We start from the raw sequence: 18,038 nt of genomic DNA, 5'->3' as shown, positions 1-18,038 counted from the left end.
CCTCTCAACGCGGAGGGGGGTGGCCGGCTGACACCCGAGGGGCGCTCGACGCTCGCTCGGTGGTGCGCGAGACTGGGCTGATGGGACACCGCCTCGCCGCAAGCTCGTCGCTCTACCTCCGTTCTCACGCGGAGAACCCCGTGGACTGGCACCTCTGGGGAGCCGAGGCGTTCGCCGAGGCGCGCCGCCGGGATGTCCCGGTGTTCGTGTCCATCGGCTACGCGGCCTGCCATTGGTGCCACGTGATGGCGCGGGAGTCCTTCGCGGACCCGGGGCTCGCCGAGAAGCTCAATGAGCGGTTCGTCGCGATCAAGGTGGATCGCGAGGAGCACCCGGATGTGGATGACACCTATATGGCCGCCACCCAGGCGATGACCGGGCAGGGCGGCTGGCCGATGAGCGTGTTCACCCTGCCCGACGCGCGGGTCTTCCACGCCGGGACCTATTTCCCGCCCCGCCGGGTGGGTCAGGTCCCCTCTTTCAGCGAGGTCCTCGACGCCGTGCACCAGGCCTGGACCCAGCGCCGGGCCGAGGTGGAGACCTCCGCAGGCCAGATCGCAGCATCGCTGGGTTCCCAGCGGCGGCAGCAGGCAGGACTCGCCACCACGGTCACCACCCAGGACGACGACGCCGCGCCCCGCCGCCGCGAGGAGCCGGGCGTCCCAGAGGGGCCTGGTGGCCCCGAGGGCGCCGGGCCGCGCTCAGGGACGCCGCGCCCGGCGGGCATGGACTCCGAAGAGCTCGACGGGCTCGTGACCGTGGCGCTGGCGGTGCTCACCGAACAGGAGGACCGGGTCCATGGCGGCTTCGGCTCCGCACCGAAGTTCCCGCCCTCCCCGCTGCTGGGCTTCCTGCTCGAGGAGTCCGCCTGGGATCCGGGCTCCGCCGCGGCAGGACTGGCGGTCCGCACGCTGGAGACCCTCGGCCGCTCCGCGCTCTTCGACCAGGTCGAAGGCGGCTTCGCGCGCTACGCCACCGACCTGGCCTGGGCGCTGCCGCACTTTGAGAAGATGCTCTACGACAACGCCCCGCTCATCGGGCACTACGCCCGGCTCAGTGTGCACCCGGCGGCGGATCAGCCCTGCCGAGAGCGCGCCGAGCGGGTGGCCAGGCTCAGCCTGGACTGGCTCCGCGAACGGATGCGGCTGGCAGAGACCGGTCTGCTCGCGTCCTCCTTGGATGCCGACACGGTGGATGCCCAGGGCCACCACGCCGAAGGTGCCACCTACCTGTTCTCCGACGCCGAGCTGCGCGATGCCGCCGCGGCCGTGGGTCTGGGGGAGCAGCGCCAGGAGCTGCTGGTGGCGCTGAATCGAGGGGTGCCTGCCGATGAACAGGCGATCACCCGGGGTGCTCCGCTGCACATCGACGAAGACACCCCGCGCACGCTGCACTTCGACGCGCCCCTGAGTCAGGCCCAGCAGCAGCTGTGGCAGCAGCTGGTGCCGGAGCTGCGCCGTCGTCGGGTGCTGCGGGATCAGCCGGCCCGGGATGAGAAGGTCGTCGCCGCCTGGAATGCGCAGGCCATCTCTTCGATGGCGACCGCTGCCGCGCTCTGGGAGGATTCCGCGCTTCTGGGGCAGGCCGAGGCGCTCGCGGACCGGCTCTGGCAGGTCCACGTGCAGCAGGAGCCGACCGGAGCATCCGAGGCCGATTCCAGGGGTGCCTCCGGCGCTGCCGAAGGGATGCCCGCTGAGGATGACGCCGGCCGGGCGCGGGTGCGGCGCATCTCCTACGCCGGAGTCCCCGCCTCTGGGCTGGGCGGACTCGCCGATCACGCACACCTCGCCGTGGCCTGCTTCCAGCTGAGCTCCGCCGGGGCGGATCCCGGGTGGATCCGCCGCGGCGCCGCGGTGCTGCGCCAGATCCTGCAGAACTTCGTGCGTGAGCAGGACGGTGTGATCGAGATCCTGGAGAACCCGGACACCGCCGGGCTGCTCGCCACGGCGCAGCAGGGTCCGCTGCTGGCGACTCCGCTGGACGGTCCGGAGCCCAGCAGCGTCGCCGCTTTGGCCCAGGCGCTGCAGATGGCGGAGGCGCTGGAGCTGCTCGACGCCGAGGACCTCAGGCCGGAGCAGATCCTGCAGCACGTCAGACTTGCCGCGGCCAAGGCCCCCACGGTGATCGGGGCTTCCCTGCTGGTCGCCCGGCGGGCGGGTCGCAGGTCCCCAGCCTTCCGCTTCATCGCCGGCACCACGGAGGACCTCGTGCAGGTGCGCCGGACGGGTGCGCTGCTCGGGGTCCCGGTGGAGCCCGTCGAGAAGGGGTCCCAGCGCCCTGAAGCTGACCTTCAGCTGAGCGTGTGCCTGAACTCCGTGGGCGCGATGGTCTGCCTGCCCCCGGTAAGCTCGGTGGAACAGGCGCTGGACGCGCTGCGCGGCTGAGGGATCAGTCCAGCAGCGCGAACATGATCGCGATGTAGTGGCAGATGAACCCGATCAGGGTGCAGGCGTGGAAGAGCTCATGGAACCCGAACCAGTGCAGCGAGATGTTCGGCCGCTTCAGCGCGTAGAAGACCGCCCCAACGATGTAGAACAGCCCGCCGACGCAGATCAGCGTGGCCGCGGCGACATCGGCGGCGAAGAAGTCTCCGAGGAACACCACGGCCGCGAGTCCGAGGATGATGTAGACCGGGGTGTAGAGCCAGCGCGGGGCATCGGTCCAGAACACCCGGAACGCGACCCCGCCCAGGGCGCCGATCCAGACCGCGGCGAGAAGGATCACATCGCGGGGCTCGGGGAGCAGCGCCAGGGTCAGCGGGGTGTAGGTGCCGGCGATGATCAGCATGATGTTGGTATGGTCCAGCCGCTTGAGCACCCGCTGTGTGCGCGCCGACCAGGTCCCCAGGTGATAGGTGGCGGAGACTGCGAAGAGCAGCAGTCCGGTGATGACGTAGACCACCGAGGCCGCGCGCAGCGTGCCGGAGGGCGCCAGGGCGATCAGCACGATCCCTGCAATCAGGGCCAGCGGCACCATGCCCGCGTGAAGCCAGCCGCGCATTCGCGGCTTCAGCGGCACCTCGGAGTCGAAGAGCCGCTCAGCGGGCGCGGTCCTGCGGTCGGGAAGCTCGGTCTCATGCTCTTTCGGGGCCACGACACCAGTGTAGAGCCACAGGTGACTCACCAGTAACATCATGTGTCGCACGCCGCACTCGACGACCTGCCCTCTCCTGGCGGAGATCGCGGTGCCGTCCCTTAGGGTGGGGAATGCGTCAATACCGCAGGAGGTCCCATGGGGCTGCGTTCCCTCGCCTATGCCGTCTATGAACGGCAGATCAGCCGTGCGCTGCCGCAGGATCGGATCCCGCAGCACATCGGTGTCGTGGTGGACGGGAACAGGCGCTGGGCCAAGCTGGCCGGCACTCCCACCGCCGACGGGCACCTGGCTGGTGCGAACAAGATCGTGGAGTTCATCGACTGGTGCGCCGAGCTCGGCGTGCCCACCGTGACCCTCTACATGCTCTCCACAGACAATATGAGCCGCTCCGCCGAGGAGCTGGACCAGCTCATGGAGATCATCGCAGACACCTTGGAGCGGCTCTGCGAGTCCCGCCCCGGAGGACGCCCCGTCCGGGTCCATCCCGTGGGTCAGCCCGAGCTGCTGCCGGCGCCGCTGGCGGAACGTCTGCGCTGCATGGACGCTGAACTGGCACAGACCGACCAGGAGCCCGCGGTCCACGTGAACGTGGCGGTGGGCTACGGCGGGCGCCAGGAGATCGTCGACGCGGTCAAGGAGCTGCTGCGCGACGCCGAGGCGCAGGGTCGCAGCATCAGTGAAGTCGCCGAGGAGCTCACCCCGGGCTCGATCGCAGACTGGCTCTACACCCGCGGCCAGCCGGACCCCGATCTGATCATCCGCACCTCTGGGGAGCAGCGTCTCTCCGGCTTTCTGATGTGGCAGTCCGCGTATTCGGAGTTCTATTTCTGCGAGGCGCTCTGGCCCGACTTCCGCCGGGTGGACTTCATCCGCGCACTGCGCGACTACGCACAGCGGCAACGGCGCTTCGGGAACTGAGCCTCACAGGCGTCCGGGGCCGAAGAGTTTACCGACTCGTCACACGTAGATCACCGAGAACTACTCCCATGTAGTTCTGCACCGGAGTACTCTGAGAAATGTCAGAACACTGACCGGAGAGGCCCGATCACGTATGCCACAGGCATCACGGAGAAGGGGTCGGACCGGCCCCGCAGGGCTGAACCGACCACCCCTGAGAATCACAACGGGGACAGCACAAGGTTCCGCCACGAGCCGCCAGGCGCCTGCCACACGGCCCCGTGGACGGAACCTTCTGTGTTTCCGGATATGGAGAAACCGTGGCCTCCTCGCATCTGACCCCTGCAGCCCCTGACTCCGTCAGGGGTGACGCGCTCGACTCGACCGTCGCCGGCGCGATCGCGCAGAAGTCCTACGTGCTCGACACCTCCGTGCTGCTCTCCGACCCGAAGGCCTTCCTGAGGTTCGCCGAGCATGAGGTGATCCTCCCCGTCGTCGTGATCTCCGAGCTGGAGAAGAAGCGTCACGACGCCGAGCTGGGCTACTTCGCCCGCTCGGCGCTTCGGCTTCTCGATGAGCTCCGGGTGAAGCATGGGGCGCTGAACCGGCCGATCCCGCTCAACGACCTGGGCGGGAAGCTGCTCGTGGAGCTCAACCACATCTCGCTGGAGGTGCTCCCACATGGCTTCCGAGATGCCGACAATGACGCGCGGATCCTCGCGGTGGCCAAGAGCTTCGCCGACGAGGGCCGGGAAGTCACCGTGGTCTCGAAGGACCTGCCTATGCGGGTGAAGGCCTCCGCCATGGGACTTGCGGCCGATGAGTACCGCAACGAATGGGTCACCGACTCCGGCTGGACCGGCCTGGCCGAGGTCAGCGCCAGCTCTGAGCAGATCAATCAGCTCTACGAGGGCGAGAAGATCGACCTCGAGGACGCCGAGGAGCTGCCGGTGAACACCGGACTGGTGATCTCCTCCGATCGCGGCTCCGCGCTGGGCCGGGTGAAGCAGAACGGCGCCTCACACAAATACGTCCAGGTGGTCCGCGGAGATCGCGAGGTCTTCGGGCTGCACGGCCGCTCCGCCGAGCAGCGCCTGGCCATCGACATGCTGATGGACCCGGAACTGGGCATCGTCTCGATGGGAGGTCGAGCCGGAACGGGGAAGTCCGCGCTGGCCCTCTGCGCCGGGCTCGAAGCCGTGCTGGAGCGTGGTGAGCACAAGAAGATCATCGTCTTCCGTCCGCTCTACGCGGTGGGCGGCCAGGAGCTGGGCTACCTGCCCGGCTCCGAGGCGGAGAAGATGAACCCCTGGGGCCAGGCGGTCTACGACACGCTCGGCGCGCTGGTCTCCGAGAACGCCCTGGATGAAGTGATGCACCGCGGGCTGCTCGAGGTGCTGCCGCTGACCCACATCAGGGGCCGGTCGCTGCACGATGCCTGGGTGATCGTGGATGAGGCGCAGTCCCTGGAGAAGAACGTGCTGCTGACCGTGATGTCGCGGATGGGACAGAACTCCAAGATCGTGCTCACCCACGACGTCGCGCAGCGTGACAACCTCCGGGTGGGCCGGCATGACGGCATCGCCGCCGTGGTGGAGATCCTCAAGGGCAACCCGCTCTTCGGCCACGTGACCCTCACCCGGTCCGAGCGCTCGCGGATCGCCGCCCTGGTCACGGAGCTGCTCGAGGACGCATAGCCCTCGAATCCCCGACGCATCGCCTCACATCGCGAGGGATCGCCCCGTCCGCCCTCGGTGGGCGGGGCGATCAGCCGCGGGCGAGCTTCTTCGCGGCCTTCTCGGCGCGGATGGACCTGGTGAAGATGAATGCGACGATGAGCCCGGCCACGGCCCCCGCCAGGTGACCGGACCAGGACACGCCACCAGGGCTGATCGGTGTCATTCCGATCAGCATGCTCAATCCGTAGAGGAAAAGCACCGCCAGGGAGAAGATGACCGCCAGGATCTGGCGGGTGATGAAGCCGTAGGCGACCAGGAACGTCGCAAAGCCATAGACCACGGCGGAGGCACCGATGTGCAGTCCTCCGCAGTCGAAGCCGGCCGGGGCGTTGCAGATCCACGGGGTGCCCCCGATCCAGAGCAGCACCCCCGAGAGCAGCCAGATCATGGCCGTGATCATCGCGAAGCGCCGAGTCAGCAGCGAGAGCATGCCCCCCAGGACCAACCAGGACATCGAGTTGCTCAGGATGTGCCCGAAGCTGCCGTGCAGCAGCGGCATGAACAGGATCCCGATCAGGCCCTCCGCCTCCCGAGCCTGCAGCCCGAGTGCCCGGTTGAGCCAGTTCCCGGTGAAGACCATCACCAGGTACACCGCCCACATGCCCACCAGCGGCACGACGACGGGCAGGAACGTGCGCCCCGCGGTGGACTTCAGGTCAGTGCCGAGGGAGCCCCACGAATCACCGGATTCGACGCCGCTGGGCTCGCCTGATCCGCGTCGCTGGAATTCTCTGCGCATCACTCCATGCTACGCAGACGCGAGCTCTAAGGTGTGACACCGGTGGCGGGGTGACCATCGGTGCCCTACCATTGCCTCGAGCAGCTAACACTTAGTCTGCGCAACTATCGAGATGTGGTGGTCGGCAGGCCATCCAGAGGTGGAGATGTCGAAGGTCGAACCCGGACCCCAGAAAGACATGGTCAGTGTGCTGGCTCCCGAGGCGGTGCCCCCTTCCCCCGACGCGGCGGACCTGGACCCCGCGCCCGCTGCGCAGCCCCTGACGCTCCCGGAGCCCGCTGCGCCCGAGGACCACGCTGCACCGCCCGCGCGGCCGGGAGGCTACTGGTATCAGGACTCCTCTCACGCGCCGAGCTCGGTGGAGGTGCTGAACCTGCTGCGCAGCTACCGGGAGGCCGAGCGCAGGATGCGTTCCCGAACCCGGGATTCGATGAGCATGGGGGAGAGCGACCTGCTCGCGCTGCGCTACATCCTGCGTGCCCAGAGCGCCGGGGAGCTGCTGCGACAGCGCGATCTCGCCCGTGAGCTGGAGATCAGCGCCGCCTCGGTCAGCGTGATGGTGGACCGGCTGATCCGCGACGGGCACGTCCGCCGGGTGCCGATCCCCGGTGACCGCCGATCCGTGGCGATCGAGCCCACCATCTCCGGGGACCATGAGGTGCGCCAGACGCTCTCCGCGATGCACACCCGGATGCTCCAGAGCGTGGAGAGCCTCGATGAGGCAGAGCGTGCCGCTGTGGCCAAGTTCCTCCACGGGTTGATCGCCAGCGTCGGCTGAGGCGCGTCACTGGTCAGGCGCCGCAAGATCGGTTATTAGACTGAGGCTATGACCGAGAACACTGCTGAGACCGAATACCGTATCGAGCGCGACACCATGGGCGAGGTGAAGGTGCCGGCCCAGGCGCTCTACCGTGCCCAGACCCAGCGCGCCGTGGAGAACTTCCCGATCTCGGGACGCACCCTGGAGCGTGCCCACATCGAAGCCCTCGCGCGCGTGAAGAAGGCCGCCGCCCGGGCGAACCAGGAACTCGGGGTGCTCGACGCCGAGCTCGCCGAGGCGATCGTGCACGCCGCTGAGCAGGTCGAGACCGGAGACCTCGATGAGCACTTCCCGATCGATGTGTTCCAGACCGGATCCGGGACCTCCTCGAACATGAACACCAACGAGGTGCTGGCCACCCTGGCCAACCGCTACCTGGCGGAGAAGGGCTCGGACAAGGAAGTCCACCCCAACGATCACGTCAACGCCTCCCAGTCCTCCAACGACGTCTTCCCCACTTCGGTGCACGTCGCCGCCACCTCCGCGCTGGTCAACGACCTGCAGCCGGCGCTGGCCTACCTCGCCGAGGCGCTGGAGGCGAAGTCTTCCGAGTTCGCCTCCGTGGTGAAGTCCGGCCGCACGCACCTGATGGACGCCACCCCGGTGACCCTGGGCCAGGAGTTCGGCGGCTATGCCGCACAGGTGCGCTACGGCGTCGAACGCATCGACTCGGCGCTGCCGCGCGTAGCCGAGGTTCCCCTGGGCGGGACTGCGGTGGGCACCGGGATCAACACCCCGGAGGGCTTCGCCGAGAAGGCCATCGCCAGCCTGGCCGAGGATACCGGGCTGCCGCTGACCGAGGCGCGGGACCACTTCGAGGCGCAGGCCAACCGGGACGGGCTGGTGGAGGCCTCCGGACAGCTGCGCAACATCGCGTACTCGCTGATGAAGATCAACAACGACCTGCGCTGGATGGGGTCGGGCCCGAACACCGGACTCGGTGAGATCGCGATCCCGGACCTGCAGCCTGGCTCCTCGATCATGCCCGGCAAGGTCAACCCGGTGATCTGCGAATCCGCGATCCAGGTCTGCGCCCAGGTGATCGGCAACGACACCACTGTCGCGCTGTCCTCCACCAACGGCGCCTTCGAGCTCAACGTCGGGATCCCGGTGATGGCCGCGAACCTGCTGGAGTCCATCCGGCTGCTGAAGAACACCAGCTACGTGATGGCGGACAAGATGATCAAGGGCCTGACCGCCAACGAGGAGCGCGCCGCGTTCCTCGCCGCCGCGTCACCCTCGGTGGTCACCCCGCTGAACAAGCACATCGGCTACGAGGCCGCCGCGGAGATCGCCAAGCACGCGGTGAAGAACAAGCTCACGGTGCGCGACGCCGTGATCGAGCTGGGCTACCTCGAGCGCGGCGACCTCACCGAGGCGCAGCTGGATGAGTCCCTGGACCTGATGAGCATGACCCACCCCGGCTGACCCCCACCCTTCCTGGCTGGTTGAGTTCTCCGGTTGCTACGCAGTGACCGGAGAACTCAACCACCCAGGTTTTTTGTGGATCAGCTGCGGAAGCGGGCCGGGGCTTCGGTGTCCAGGGCCCAGTCGATGACCATCCGCTGGTCTTCGCTGATCGGCTCCGGCAGCGCGGAGACCGGGAACCAGCCGACCTCCACCGACTCCTCATCGTTGACCCGGGCCTGTCCTGAGACCGGCTCCATCTCCAGGACCGTGTCCAGATACCGGCAGGCATCCCCGTTGGGGTAGCGCACCAGTCCGGTGGCGAAGACCCCCGCGACCCGCACCGGGCGTGCGAGGACGCCGGTCTCCTCCTCGATCTCTCGGACGGCCCCGACCGCTGGATCCTCGCCGGGGTCGAGGATCCCCGAGGTCACGGTCCACGCCCCGTTGTCCGCCCGGCGCACCAGCAGCACCTCGATCTCGGCGGGGGAGCCCTCACCGATCGTCGCGGCGGCGCCGTCGGCCGCGTGGTTCTGTGCCGGGGGCCGGCGGAGCACCACGCCCCGAGTCGCAGGCACCCAGAGCTCCTTGGTGCCGATGTCTTGACGCAGCTCTTTGATGAAATCAGGGGTGGGCATGTGCTCAGCCTAGCGAGACACCGCCGCTGAAGATCAACGACACCGAGGTGCCCAGCAGCAGGAACGGCCCGAAAGGCACCGCGGTCTTGGCGGTGCCGCGGCCGGAGACCAGCAGTGCCGCCGCGAGCAGTCCGCCGAGCAGGAAGGACAGGACGACGGCGGCCAGCACGGTGCTCCACCCCAGGAACCCGGTGTAGAGCCCGAGCACCACGGCGAGCTTCACGTCCCCCATGCCCAGAGCTGGGGGAGCGAGCAGGCGCACCGTGAGGAAGAATCCGCCCCAGACCAGGGCGGCGGCGAAGGCGCGCACGGCTGCCAGCGGCTCACCGAGGAGCAGGGCAGCGAGCACCAGGAGCGCCGCGGTCAGCACGGTCCACGGGTAGATGACCCGGTTCGGAAGTCGATGTTCGCGCAGATCGATGAAGCTCAGCGCGATGGCGCAGACCGCGAAGACGATCCCACCGATGAGCAGCAACAGGCCTGCAGAGGCGTGCCCCAGAGACCCGGAGCTCAGCAGCTCAGTGATGAACGCGATCACACCTTCACCCTAGACCCCAGGGTCGGTCCCGAAAATGGGCAGGACCGCAATGGGGAGAAGCGGCGCAGATGCCGCCGACTCAGCTGGTCAGATCTCGCCGATGCTGGTGACCACGTCGGCGCGCCCCTCGGAGAGCCGGTAGGTGACACCGATGACGGCGGTTCGCCCCTCGGCCACCGCGTCGTGGAGCACCCGGGAGTGATCCACCACCCTATGCGCGGTCTGTTTCACATGCTCTTCGACGGTCTCGTTGACGCTGGTGATCCCGGCGCGCTGAGCGGCCAGCACCGAGGGTGTGATGCGTTCCACCAGGCTGCGCACGAAACCGTTGGGAGTGACTCCGGACTCCGTGGACGCCAGCGCGGCGGAGACTGCCCCGCAGGAGTCGTGTCCGAGGACCACGATCAGCGGGACCTTCAGCTCGGCGACGCTGAACTCCAGGGAGCCCAGCACGGCGTCGTCGGTGACCTGCCCGGCGGTGCGGACCACGAAGACATCGCCCAGGCCGACATCGAAGATGATCTCTGCGGCCAGCCGCGAGTCCGAGCAGCCGAAGATCGTCGCCACCGGGTGCTGGGACTCGGTCAGCGAGGAGCGGCGGGCGGCGTTCTGGTTGGGGTGCTTGGACTCTCCGGAGACGAAGCGGTCATTGCCGGCCTTCAGCAGCTCCCAGACCTCGGCGGGCAGCGGCTGGGCAGGTGCGGTCGATGCGGTCATTCTGTGGAACCTCCGTTGTCTTCCCCTGTTTCTACCTCAGCATCGATCGATTCGGCGACCGATTCGAGGAAGATCTCGAACTCCTCCGCAGTGGCTTCGCCACCCAGCACGATGGCCGTGCCGTCGATCGTGTTCTCCTCGGCCTCAAGGACGTAGTATCTCCGCTCGTCGTTCTCGCGAACCTCGAAGTTCAGCCCTGCCACGGTCTCCTCCCCGGTGGGACCGATCTGCCGGGTCGCGTCGTTGACCCAGGCGGGATTGGGCTCGTCGGTCTGAGCGAAGCTCAGGAAGCTGTGCTCCTGCACGGAGTACCCCACCTCCCAGGCGGTGACCCCGAGCTCGGCCCGGTTCTCCCACCGGGCATAGTTCGCGGTCCAACCCTCGGGCACCTCGGGAACGATGGCGTGGAACTGGGCCACGTCGCTGGTCCATCCGGCGGCCTCTTCGACGTCCACGTCCGGGGTGAAGGTCACATCACGCTCCGGGCGGAGCCCCATCACCGCGAACACCGCCAACATCGTGATGGCCACGGTGACCACGACGCCGATCAGGGGTTGGCGCAGCCGCTTCGCCTGGGACTGCGTCAGCTGCGGAGTGGGGGTGTTCTCTGGCTCGGTCACCCCTCTATTGTGTCACCGCCGGCGGACATGCCAGGGCGCGTGACCACGGGCCGCGTCAACGCCGCCGACTATGATGTCCGCAGGGCCGGCGACGAGGCCGGCCAGAAGCCGAGACGACAAGGTGGCCCAAGCCCATGAACGATTCTTCGCAGCACAGCGGCAAACGCTCCGACGACGGGTCCTCCCAGGACTTCTCCCACCTCTCGGCGCGGCTGGCGGTCGGAGACTCCGAGCCGGACCGGCACCTCGCCATGGAACTGGTGCGGGTCACCGAGGCAGCGGCCATCGCCGGAGGCGCCTGGGTGGGCATGGGGGACAAGCTCACCGCCGACGGTGCCGCGGTGGACGCCATGCGCTCCCTGCTGGACACGGTGAACCTCAACGGGATCGTGGTGATCGGCGAGGGTGAGAAGGACGAGGCCCCGATGCTCTACAACGGCGAGCGGGTCGGCAACGGCACCGGGCCCGAGGCCGACGTCGCCGTGGACCCGATCGATGGGACTCGACTGACTGCACTGGGATATAACAACGCGCTGGCGGTCCTCGCCGTCGCCGAGCGTGGCACCATGTTCGATCCCTCCGCGGTCTTCTACATGGACAAGCTGGTCACCGGTCCCGAGGCTGCCGACATGGTGGACCTGCGTCTGCCGGTGAAGCAGAACCTGCACCTGATCGCCAAGGCCAAGAACAAGCGGATCAGTCAGCTCAATGTCTGCGTGCTGGACCGTCCGCGCCACTCCAAGCTGGTCGAGGAGATCCGCGAAGCCGGAGCCCGCACCCGCTTCATCATGGACGGCGACGTGGCCGGAGGCATCGCCGCAGCCCGCGAGGGTTCCGGGGTGGACGTGCTCATGGGAGTCGGCGGCACTCCCGAAGGGATCATCACCGCCTGCGCCATCAAGGCCGTCGGAGGCGTCATCCAGGGCCGACTCGCCCCGACCGATGACGATGAGGCGCAGAAGGCGCTCGACGCCGGCCACGACGTAAGCCGGGTCCTGACCACCAACGAGCTGGTCACAGGCGACAACTGCTACTTCGCCGCCACCGGCATCACCGACGGCGACCTGCTGCGCGGCGTCCGGTACCAGGGCGACAAGGTCACCACCCAGTCCATCGTGATGCGTTCGAAGTCCGGAACCGTCCGGATCATCGACGCCGAGCACCAGGCGCGCAAATGGGAGTCCTACACCCGGCAGTGACGCACGGGTTCGCGCCCGGAGGGGCTGACAGGTCCGCGCGGCGCCTCTACTGTGATCCCATGACCTTCGCGAACGTGGGGACCTTGGGAGTAGCGCCCGGTGCGAAGGAGGAAGTCGTCGCGATCCTGACCCGCCATAATGCGGAGCTGGAACGAGCCGGGTGTCTCCTCTACGAGGTAGGCGTCAGTGAGGAGCACCCCGAGACGGTGTTCGTCGCCGAACTGTGGACCTCAGCCGAGGCGCATCGGGAGTCACTCCGGCTCCCTGCGGTCCGGGCTCTCATCGCGGAGGCGATGCCTCTGCTCACGGGTGAGATGGGCGGCTACCAGTTCGATGTGGTCGGGTCCCCGCTCAAATAGATGCCCCAGTCCCGGTCCGGCCACGGTCCGGTTCCGTCCCACCTCGTCAGGGCGGTTACTGGACCTCGGCGTCGGGCGGGGCGATGTGGTGCCGCTGGGCACCATCGGCAGAGGCCACGCCTGACACAGCCGAGAAGCTCGGCGCGGCCCCTGTTGTCTGGGTCTGGACCCCAGGTGAGGTCTGCGTGTGCCCGGTGATCTGGCCCAGACTGCGCAGCACCCGGTCCACCACGAGTCCGGCGGCTTCGAGCTCCGTGACGACAGCGTCGATCCCGTCCAGGTGCTCCTCATCGACGGTGATGACCCACTGCTGCTCCGCCATGCTCACCGCCCGTCCTCAGGTGTGACCACGGCCAGACCCGCCCCGACATCCTCCACCTCGGCGCCTTCGAGGGGGCGCGCGGTCCGGGTCAGCTCATCCCAGAGGGCCTGGCCGCGCAGCCCGGTGGAAGCCGAGAGCAGCGCGGCGACGCCGGAGACATGCGGGGCGGCCATCGAAGTGCCACTGATGCTCCGGTGCAGCTCGGGTCGCGGCCAGGAGGAATAGATGTCGACACCGGGGGCGGCGATGTCGACCGCGCCACCGTCGTGCGGCAGAGAGCGGGCCGAGAAGTCCGCCACGCGCAGCCCCTGGTCAAGTGCGGCCACCGCCATGACGTAGGGGCTGTTCGCCGGCGCTCCGACGAATCCGGGATCTCCGGCAGCACGCCCGGCATTATTGCCTGCGGCTGCGACCAGCAGCGACCCCTGCTCCAGCGCCCGCCGGCCCGCGGTCACATAGGGCGGATGCACCTCGCGCACATCGGCGCCCAGCGACATCGAGATGATCTGGCACCCGTTCGCCAGCGCCCAGTCGATCCCGGCCAGGATCGAGGCGTCCGAGCCGGAGCCGTCCGCGCCGAGCACCTTGCCCGAGAAGATCTCGACCCCGGGGGCCACTCCGAAGCCTCGACCGGACGGGGGCGCCCAGGGGCCACAGGCAGAGCCCAGGCAATGTGTGCCATGCCCATGCACATCTTCGGGGCCCTCCCCGGGTATGAAGGACTCCGCGGTCACGCTGCGCCCGGCGAAGTCCGGATGCCCGACGTCGAAGCCGGTGTCGAGCACCGCGACGCGGACCCCGGCACCCGTGAGTCCGATCTCCTGGGCACGACCGATCTCGACGGCCTGCAACCCCCAGGTCAGCGCGGCAGTGTCGGAGTACTCAGCGAAGATGGCGCCGTTCGTGGCGGCGCTGGCATCGACCGCGCCGGCTTCAACCGCGCTGGTATTGACCGCGCCGGCATCGACCCGGCTGCGATCCGCAGGTGTCGCGCCGATCGCGTAGTAGGTCAGCTCCCGGCTGTAGCTCATCGGCGCCTGACGCTCCCGGCACCGCCCGCTGAAGGCCTCCAGCTCCCCGGGCTCACCGTCCACCACACCCACGCCGAGCCGCGGGAAATAGATGTCGGTGGAGAATCCCTGGGCGCTGAGCAGCCCGGGAGCTCCGCGTTCCAACATCTCGGGATCTGTCGTGTCAAAGGTCACTACGAAACGTTCCATGGCTGTCCCATCTCTGCGCCGCGCCGACAAGTGTGCACCAGGCTAGGGTCGCAACCTGCACACCAGCCGAGTGACCTGGAGATTGTTCCCAGCGGCCGACCGTCCGGCGCAGATCACTCCGACCGGGGGTGTTTCCCTGTGCGAGGGGACAGAACTGATGACGCATAATTGGGGACTGTGACGCGACAGGACAGCAACCCAGCCCCGCCCAACGGCCCCCGCGGCCCGGCCGGCACGCCGAGGATCGGGGTCATCGGCGACGGCCAGCTGGCTCGCATGATGGCTCCCGCCGCTGTCGAGCTGGGCGTGGAGCTGCACCTGCTCGCCGGCTCCGCGGACTCCTCAGCCGCCCAGGTCATCCCGCACACCACCCTGGGCGACTACACCGACCCAGCACAGGTCTCCGCCTTCGCCGCCGAGGTCGACGTGATCACCTTCGATCATGAACATGTCCCCGCCGAGGTCCTCGCCGCGCTCACCCGCGACGGCGTCAGCATGCACCCCGGGCCGGACGCGCTGCTCTACGCGCAGGACAAGCTCGCGATGCGACGCGCCGTGGAGCAGCTGGGCCTGCCGAACCCGCGCTGGGCGGAGGTCCGCAGCGTCGCGGAGCTGCGCGCCTTCGGTGAGGAGACCGGCTGGCCCGTCGTGCTGAAGACCCCGCGCGGCGGCTATGACGGAAAAGGCGTGCGCATGATCGATTCCGCCGATGCGGCGTCGACCGCCCAGGACTGGTTCTCGCGCGCGGAGGAATCCGGCGCGGGCCTGCTCGCCGAGGAGAAGGTCCGCTACACCCGCGAGCTCTCCGCGCAGGTGGCCCGCTCCGCGACCGGAGAGACCGTCACCTATCCGGTGGTGGAATCCACGCAGACCGACGGGGTCTGTGACGAAGTCATCGCCCCCGCCCCGCTGACCAGCCAGGACCACGTCGAGGTCGCCGAACGCATTGCTCGCACCATCGCAGAGCAGCTGCAGGTCACCGGGATGCTCGCCGTGGAGCTCTTCGAGATCAGCGAGGACGAGGCCGACCCCGAGACCGGCACCGTCGCCGGGATCTACATCAACGAACTCGCCATGCGCCCGCATAACTCCGGGCACTGGACCATGGACGGCTCCATCACCAGCCAGTTCGAGCAGCACCTGCGCGCGGTCCTGGGGCTTCCGCTCGGGGCGACCGAGGTCAAGGGCGGCGCCGGGGGCTACACCGTGATGAAGAACCTGCTCGGCAGCGCCTCGGGTGCAGAGCGGTCACTGCATGAGTCCTTCCCCGCCGCGATGCGTCGCTCCCAGGGCTCGAAGATCCACCTCTACGGCAAGGCCGCCCGGCCAGGTCGCAAGATCGGACATGTGAACATCCTCACCCAGACCCATTCCACGCAGGAGACCTGGGAGGCCCGGCGAGCCCGGCTCCAGCGCGTGCGCCGAGCCGCAGCAGATGTGGCCGAGATCATCGTGGAAGGACCTGCCCAATGAGCCAGCCCGCCGAGAACCCTTCCGCGCCGGAAGCGCCCGCAGAGCCCCAGCCCGCAGAAACTCAGCCCGCAGAGACCCAGTCCACCCAGGTCGGCCTGGTCATGGGATCGAACTCCGACTGGCCGGTCATGAAGGCCGCCGCTCAGGCCCTCGACGAGTTCGGGATCACCTTTGAGGCCGACGTCGTCTCCGCCCACCGCATGGCCGAGGAAATGATCAGCTACGGCAAGACCGCGCACCAGCGCGGGATCCGCGTGATCATCGCCGGAGCCGGGGGAGCCGCCCACCTGCCGGGCATGCTGGCCTCGGTCACCCCGCTGCCGGTGATCGGCGTCCCGGTGCCGCTGAAGCACCTCGACGGCATGGATTCCCTGCTGAGCATCGTCCAGATGCCCGCTGGAGTCCCCGTGGCCACCGTCTCGGTCGGCGGCGCCCGCAACGCCGGACTGCTCGCGGTGCGCACCCTTGCCGCCGGGGACTCCGCGCAGGCCTCCCGACTGCGCGAGCAGCTGCTCGACTTCCAACAGTCGCTGGCACTCGAGGCCCAGGCCAAGGGCGCTGCGCTGCGCGAAGAAGCCGCCGAGTTAGGGACATACCGCACACGATGACCGACTCCGCCATCAGCTATCACCGGTTCGACAGCCAGCCGGAGGTGATCCGCAGCCCCCAGCGCGGCACCGAGACCGACCGCACCCGGCGTGCCCTGATGCTGCTCGGGATGACCCTGTTCATCCCCGGTTCCGCCCAGATCGCGGCAGGCTCCAAGAAGCTGGGCCGTGCGGCCCTGGCAGTGACGGTGGCCTGCTGGTTCACCGCACTGCTGCTGGGACTGATGTTCCTCACCATGCGCTCCGTGGTGCTCTCGCTGCTGACCCAGCCGTTCATGCTCTGGCTCAGCGCAGTGGTGCTGGGCGCCCTGGCCATCGGCTGGTTCATCCTCTGGCTGGACACCTTCCGGCTGATCCACTTCACCTCTCTGGCGCCGGGGCTGAAACCGATCGTCGCCGTCGTCCTGGTGGTGCTGATGGCGGTGACCTCCGGGTCCCTGGGCTACGGCGCCAAGCTGGTCAACGAGGGCCGCGCCGCGCTGGACGGGATCTTCGCCTCTGGGCCCGCCATCGACGCCGTGGACGGACGCTATAACTTCCTGCTCATGGGCGCCGACGCCGGGGAGGGACGCGAGGGACTGCGCCCAGACTCGATCCACGTGGTCAGCGTCAATGAGGACTCCGCGGAGACCATCATCTTCTCGATCCCGCGCAACTTCCAGAACGCCCAGTTCAATGAGGACTCACCGCTGAACGCCGTCTACCCGACCGGCTACGACTGCGGGGACGAGTGCATCATCAACTTCCTCTACACCGATGTGATGAACAACCATCAGGACCTCTACCCCGATGCTGAGGACCCCGGCGCCGAGGCCATGATGGACGCGGTCTCCGGCAGTCTGAACCTCGAGGTCTCCGGCTATGTGATGGTCGATATGGGCGGCTTCGAGAACCTGATCGACGCCATGGGCGGGGTGACCGTGGACTCCGGCGGATGGGTGCCCTACCGCGGCCCGCTTCCCGATGGCAGCTGGGGGGACAACTGGTGGGGCCCGGGGGTCTACACCTTCTCCGGCCAGGAGGCGCTGGCCTATGCCCGCTCCCGGACCTACAGCTCCGACTACAACCGGATCCAGCGCCAACAGTGCATTCAGCAGGCGATGATGTCCCAGTTCAACCCGCAGACCCTGCTGACCCGTTTCAGTGAGATCATGCAGGCCGGCGGGAACGTGGTGGAGACCAACCTGCCGCAGTCTCAGCTGGGCTCCTTCCTCGACCTCGCGGTGGACGCGCAGGGCCAGACTCCGCAGCGCCTGGTGCTCGGAGCCCCGGACTTCGGCGCCTCCGGAGACCTGTTCTCCACCTACCCGGACTTTGAGCAGATCCAACGCCGGGTGGATGAGCTGATCGCCAACGAGCAGGCCGACGACGCCGGCGGGCTCTTCGGCTCCGCCGGGTTCCTGCCCGCCCAGTCCGGTGCTCTCGGTGTGATGCTCGCGACACCTCCGGCCAGCGGGCAGGCCGCCGGCGCCGTGGAGGAGGACGAACCCTCGATCGACCCCACGCCGCCGCCCACCCAGCCGGACGGCTCCGAACTGACCCGGGAGTACCTGATCGAGGCCCAGATGACCGGTCAGACCGGTGTGCTGGAACAGGCTGCCTCCTCGAACTACCGCTGCGACCCCGTGAATTAGTGCTGGTAGGGT

Annotated in this window: 18 protein-coding genes; 10 read left to right on the top strand and 8 right to left on the bottom strand. The window is 68.4% G+C overall.

What is annotated here, in order from left to right:
- Positions 1 to 80: 80 nt before the first annotated feature.
- Positions 81 to 2,384 carry a thioredoxin domain-containing protein gene (locus tag HNR11_RS00845; protein WP_179440704.1) on the top strand — a complete coding sequence of 768 codons (2,304 nt, stop codon included), beginning with the start codon at positions 81 to 83 and terminating at the stop codon, positions 2,382 to 2,384.
- A 4-nt stretch (positions 2,385 to 2,388) separates the two neighbouring features.
- Here the strand turns inward: HNR11_RS00845 and trhA are convergent, their stop codons facing one another.
- Positions 2,389 to 3,000: a PAQR family membrane homeostasis protein TrhA gene (gene trhA / locus HNR11_RS00840; RefSeq protein ID WP_232301682.1), complete on the bottom strand. Its 612-nt coding sequence runs from the start codon at positions 2,998 to 3,000 to the stop codon at positions 2,389 to 2,391.
- A 231-nt stretch (positions 3,001 to 3,231) separates the two neighbouring features.
- Between trhA and HNR11_RS00835 the strand changes: the two genes are divergently transcribed.
- Entirely contained in the window at positions 3,232 to 4,014 is a 783-nt protein-coding gene (locus HNR11_RS00835; RefSeq protein ID WP_179440703.1) for an isoprenyl transferase, read from the top strand.
- Positions 4,015 to 4,391: 377 nt separating this feature from the next.
- Entirely contained in the window at positions 4,392 to 5,690 is a 1,299-nt protein-coding gene (phoH2, locus tag HNR11_RS00830) for an RNA 5'-3' helicase PhoH2 (RefSeq protein WP_425488270.1), read from the top strand.
- Positions 5,691 to 5,760: 70 nt separating this feature from the next.
- Here phoH2 and HNR11_RS00825 read toward each other — a convergent pair whose 3' ends face one another.
- A complete protein-coding gene (locus HNR11_RS00825) occupies positions 5,761 to 6,471 on the bottom strand; it encodes a rhomboid family intramembrane serine protease (protein ID WP_179440701.1) in 711 nt (236 codons plus the stop codon).
- Positions 6,472 to 6,616: 145 nt separating this feature from the next.
- On the opposite strand from HNR11_RS00825, the gene HNR11_RS00820 reads away from it, so the two are divergent.
- Positions 6,617 to 7,249, top strand: coding sequence for a MarR family winged helix-turn-helix transcriptional regulator (locus HNR11_RS00820; RefSeq protein WP_246310281.1), 633 nt, complete (start codon positions 6,617 to 6,619; stop codon positions 7,247 to 7,249).
- A gap of 48 nt (positions 7,250 to 7,297) precedes the next feature.
- The gene (locus HNR11_RS00815; RefSeq protein ID WP_179440700.1) at positions 7,298 to 8,719 is read left to right on the top strand and encodes a class II fumarate hydratase; all 1,422 of its coding nucleotides are present in this window, start codon (positions 7,298 to 7,300) and stop codon (positions 8,717 to 8,719) included.
- An 80-nt stretch (positions 8,720 to 8,799) separates the two neighbouring features.
- Here the strand turns inward: HNR11_RS00815 and HNR11_RS00810 are convergent, their stop codons facing one another.
- The 4 genes from HNR11_RS00810 to HNR11_RS00795 form a co-directional block, all read right to left on the bottom strand.
- Positions 8,800 to 9,336: an NUDIX domain-containing protein gene (locus HNR11_RS00810; protein WP_179440699.1), complete on the bottom strand. Its 537-nt coding sequence runs from the start codon at positions 9,334 to 9,336 to the stop codon at positions 8,800 to 8,802.
- Between the two features lie 4 nt (positions 9,337 to 9,340).
- Positions 9,341 to 9,874, bottom strand: coding sequence for a prepilin peptidase (locus HNR11_RS00805; protein WP_179440698.1), 534 nt, complete (start codon positions 9,872 to 9,874; stop codon positions 9,341 to 9,343).
- A gap of 87 nt (positions 9,875 to 9,961) precedes the next feature.
- On the bottom strand, positions 9,962 to 10,591 hold the full coding sequence (locus HNR11_RS00800) for a carbonic anhydrase (RefSeq protein ID WP_179440697.1): 630 nt from the start codon (positions 10,589 to 10,591) through the stop codon (positions 9,962 to 9,964).
- Positions 10,588 to 11,211, bottom strand: a complete 624-nt coding sequence (locus HNR11_RS00795) for a DUF4245 family protein (protein ID WP_179440696.1) — start codon at positions 11,209 to 11,211, stop codon at positions 10,588 to 10,590. The genes HNR11_RS00800 and HNR11_RS00795 overlap by 4 nt, the downstream gene beginning before the upstream one ends.
- A gap of 134 nt (positions 11,212 to 11,345) precedes the next feature.
- Between HNR11_RS00795 and glpX the strand changes: the two genes are divergently transcribed.
- Both glpX and HNR11_RS00785 read left to right on the top strand, forming a co-directional pair.
- Positions 11,346 to 12,410 (top strand): class II fructose-bisphosphatase, encoded by a 1,065-nt coding sequence (gene glpX / locus HNR11_RS00790; RefSeq protein WP_058887317.1) that lies wholly within the window; start codon positions 11,346 to 11,348, stop codon positions 12,408 to 12,410.
- Positions 12,411 to 12,469: 59 nt separating this feature from the next.
- Positions 12,470 to 12,769 (top strand): putative quinol monooxygenase, encoded by a 300-nt coding sequence (locus HNR11_RS00785; RefSeq protein WP_179440695.1) that lies wholly within the window; start codon positions 12,470 to 12,472, stop codon positions 12,767 to 12,769.
- A 55-nt stretch (positions 12,770 to 12,824) separates the two neighbouring features.
- Here the strand turns inward: HNR11_RS00785 and HNR11_RS00780 are convergent, their stop codons facing one another.
- A complete protein-coding gene (locus HNR11_RS00780; RefSeq protein WP_179440694.1) occupies positions 12,825 to 13,091 on the bottom strand; it encodes a hypothetical protein in 267 nt (88 codons plus the stop codon).
- 2 nt (positions 13,092 to 13,093) lie between these two features.
- Positions 13,094 to 14,311: a S8 family serine peptidase gene (locus HNR11_RS00775; protein ID WP_179440693.1), complete on the bottom strand. Its 1,218-nt coding sequence runs from the start codon at positions 14,309 to 14,311 to the stop codon at positions 13,094 to 13,096.
- 276 nt (positions 14,312 to 14,587) lie between these two features.
- On the opposite strand from HNR11_RS00775, the gene HNR11_RS00770 reads away from it, so the two are divergent.
- The 3 genes from HNR11_RS00770 to HNR11_RS00760 are packed head-to-tail and all read left to right on the top strand — an operon-like array spanning position 14,588 to position 18,026.
- The gene (locus HNR11_RS00770; RefSeq protein WP_179442785.1) at positions 14,588 to 15,784 is read left to right on the top strand and encodes a 5-(carboxyamino)imidazole ribonucleotide synthase; all 1,197 of its coding nucleotides are present in this window, start codon (positions 14,588 to 14,590) and stop codon (positions 15,782 to 15,784) included.
- Complete coding sequence (gene purE / locus HNR11_RS00765; protein ID WP_179440692.1) at positions 15,781 to 16,392, top strand: 5-(carboxyamino)imidazole ribonucleotide mutase; 612 nt, start codon at positions 15,781 to 15,783, stop codon at positions 16,390 to 16,392. The genes HNR11_RS00770 and purE overlap by 4 nt, the downstream gene beginning before the upstream one ends.
- The gene (locus HNR11_RS00760) at positions 16,389 to 18,026 is read left to right on the top strand and encodes an LCP family protein (protein WP_179440691.1); all 1,638 of its coding nucleotides are present in this window, start codon (positions 16,389 to 16,391) and stop codon (positions 18,024 to 18,026) included. The genes purE and HNR11_RS00760 overlap by 4 nt, the downstream gene beginning before the upstream one ends.
- The last annotated feature ends 12 nt before the right edge of the window (positions 18,027 to 18,038 follow it).

Origin of the sequence: Nesterenkonia sandarakina (genome assembly GCF_013410215.1) — a bacterium.
Lineage (GTDB): Bacteria > Actinomycetota > Actinomycetes > Actinomycetales > Micrococcaceae > Nesterenkonia > Nesterenkonia sandarakina.
This window is presented reverse-complemented; position numbering and strand designations above follow the sequence as displayed.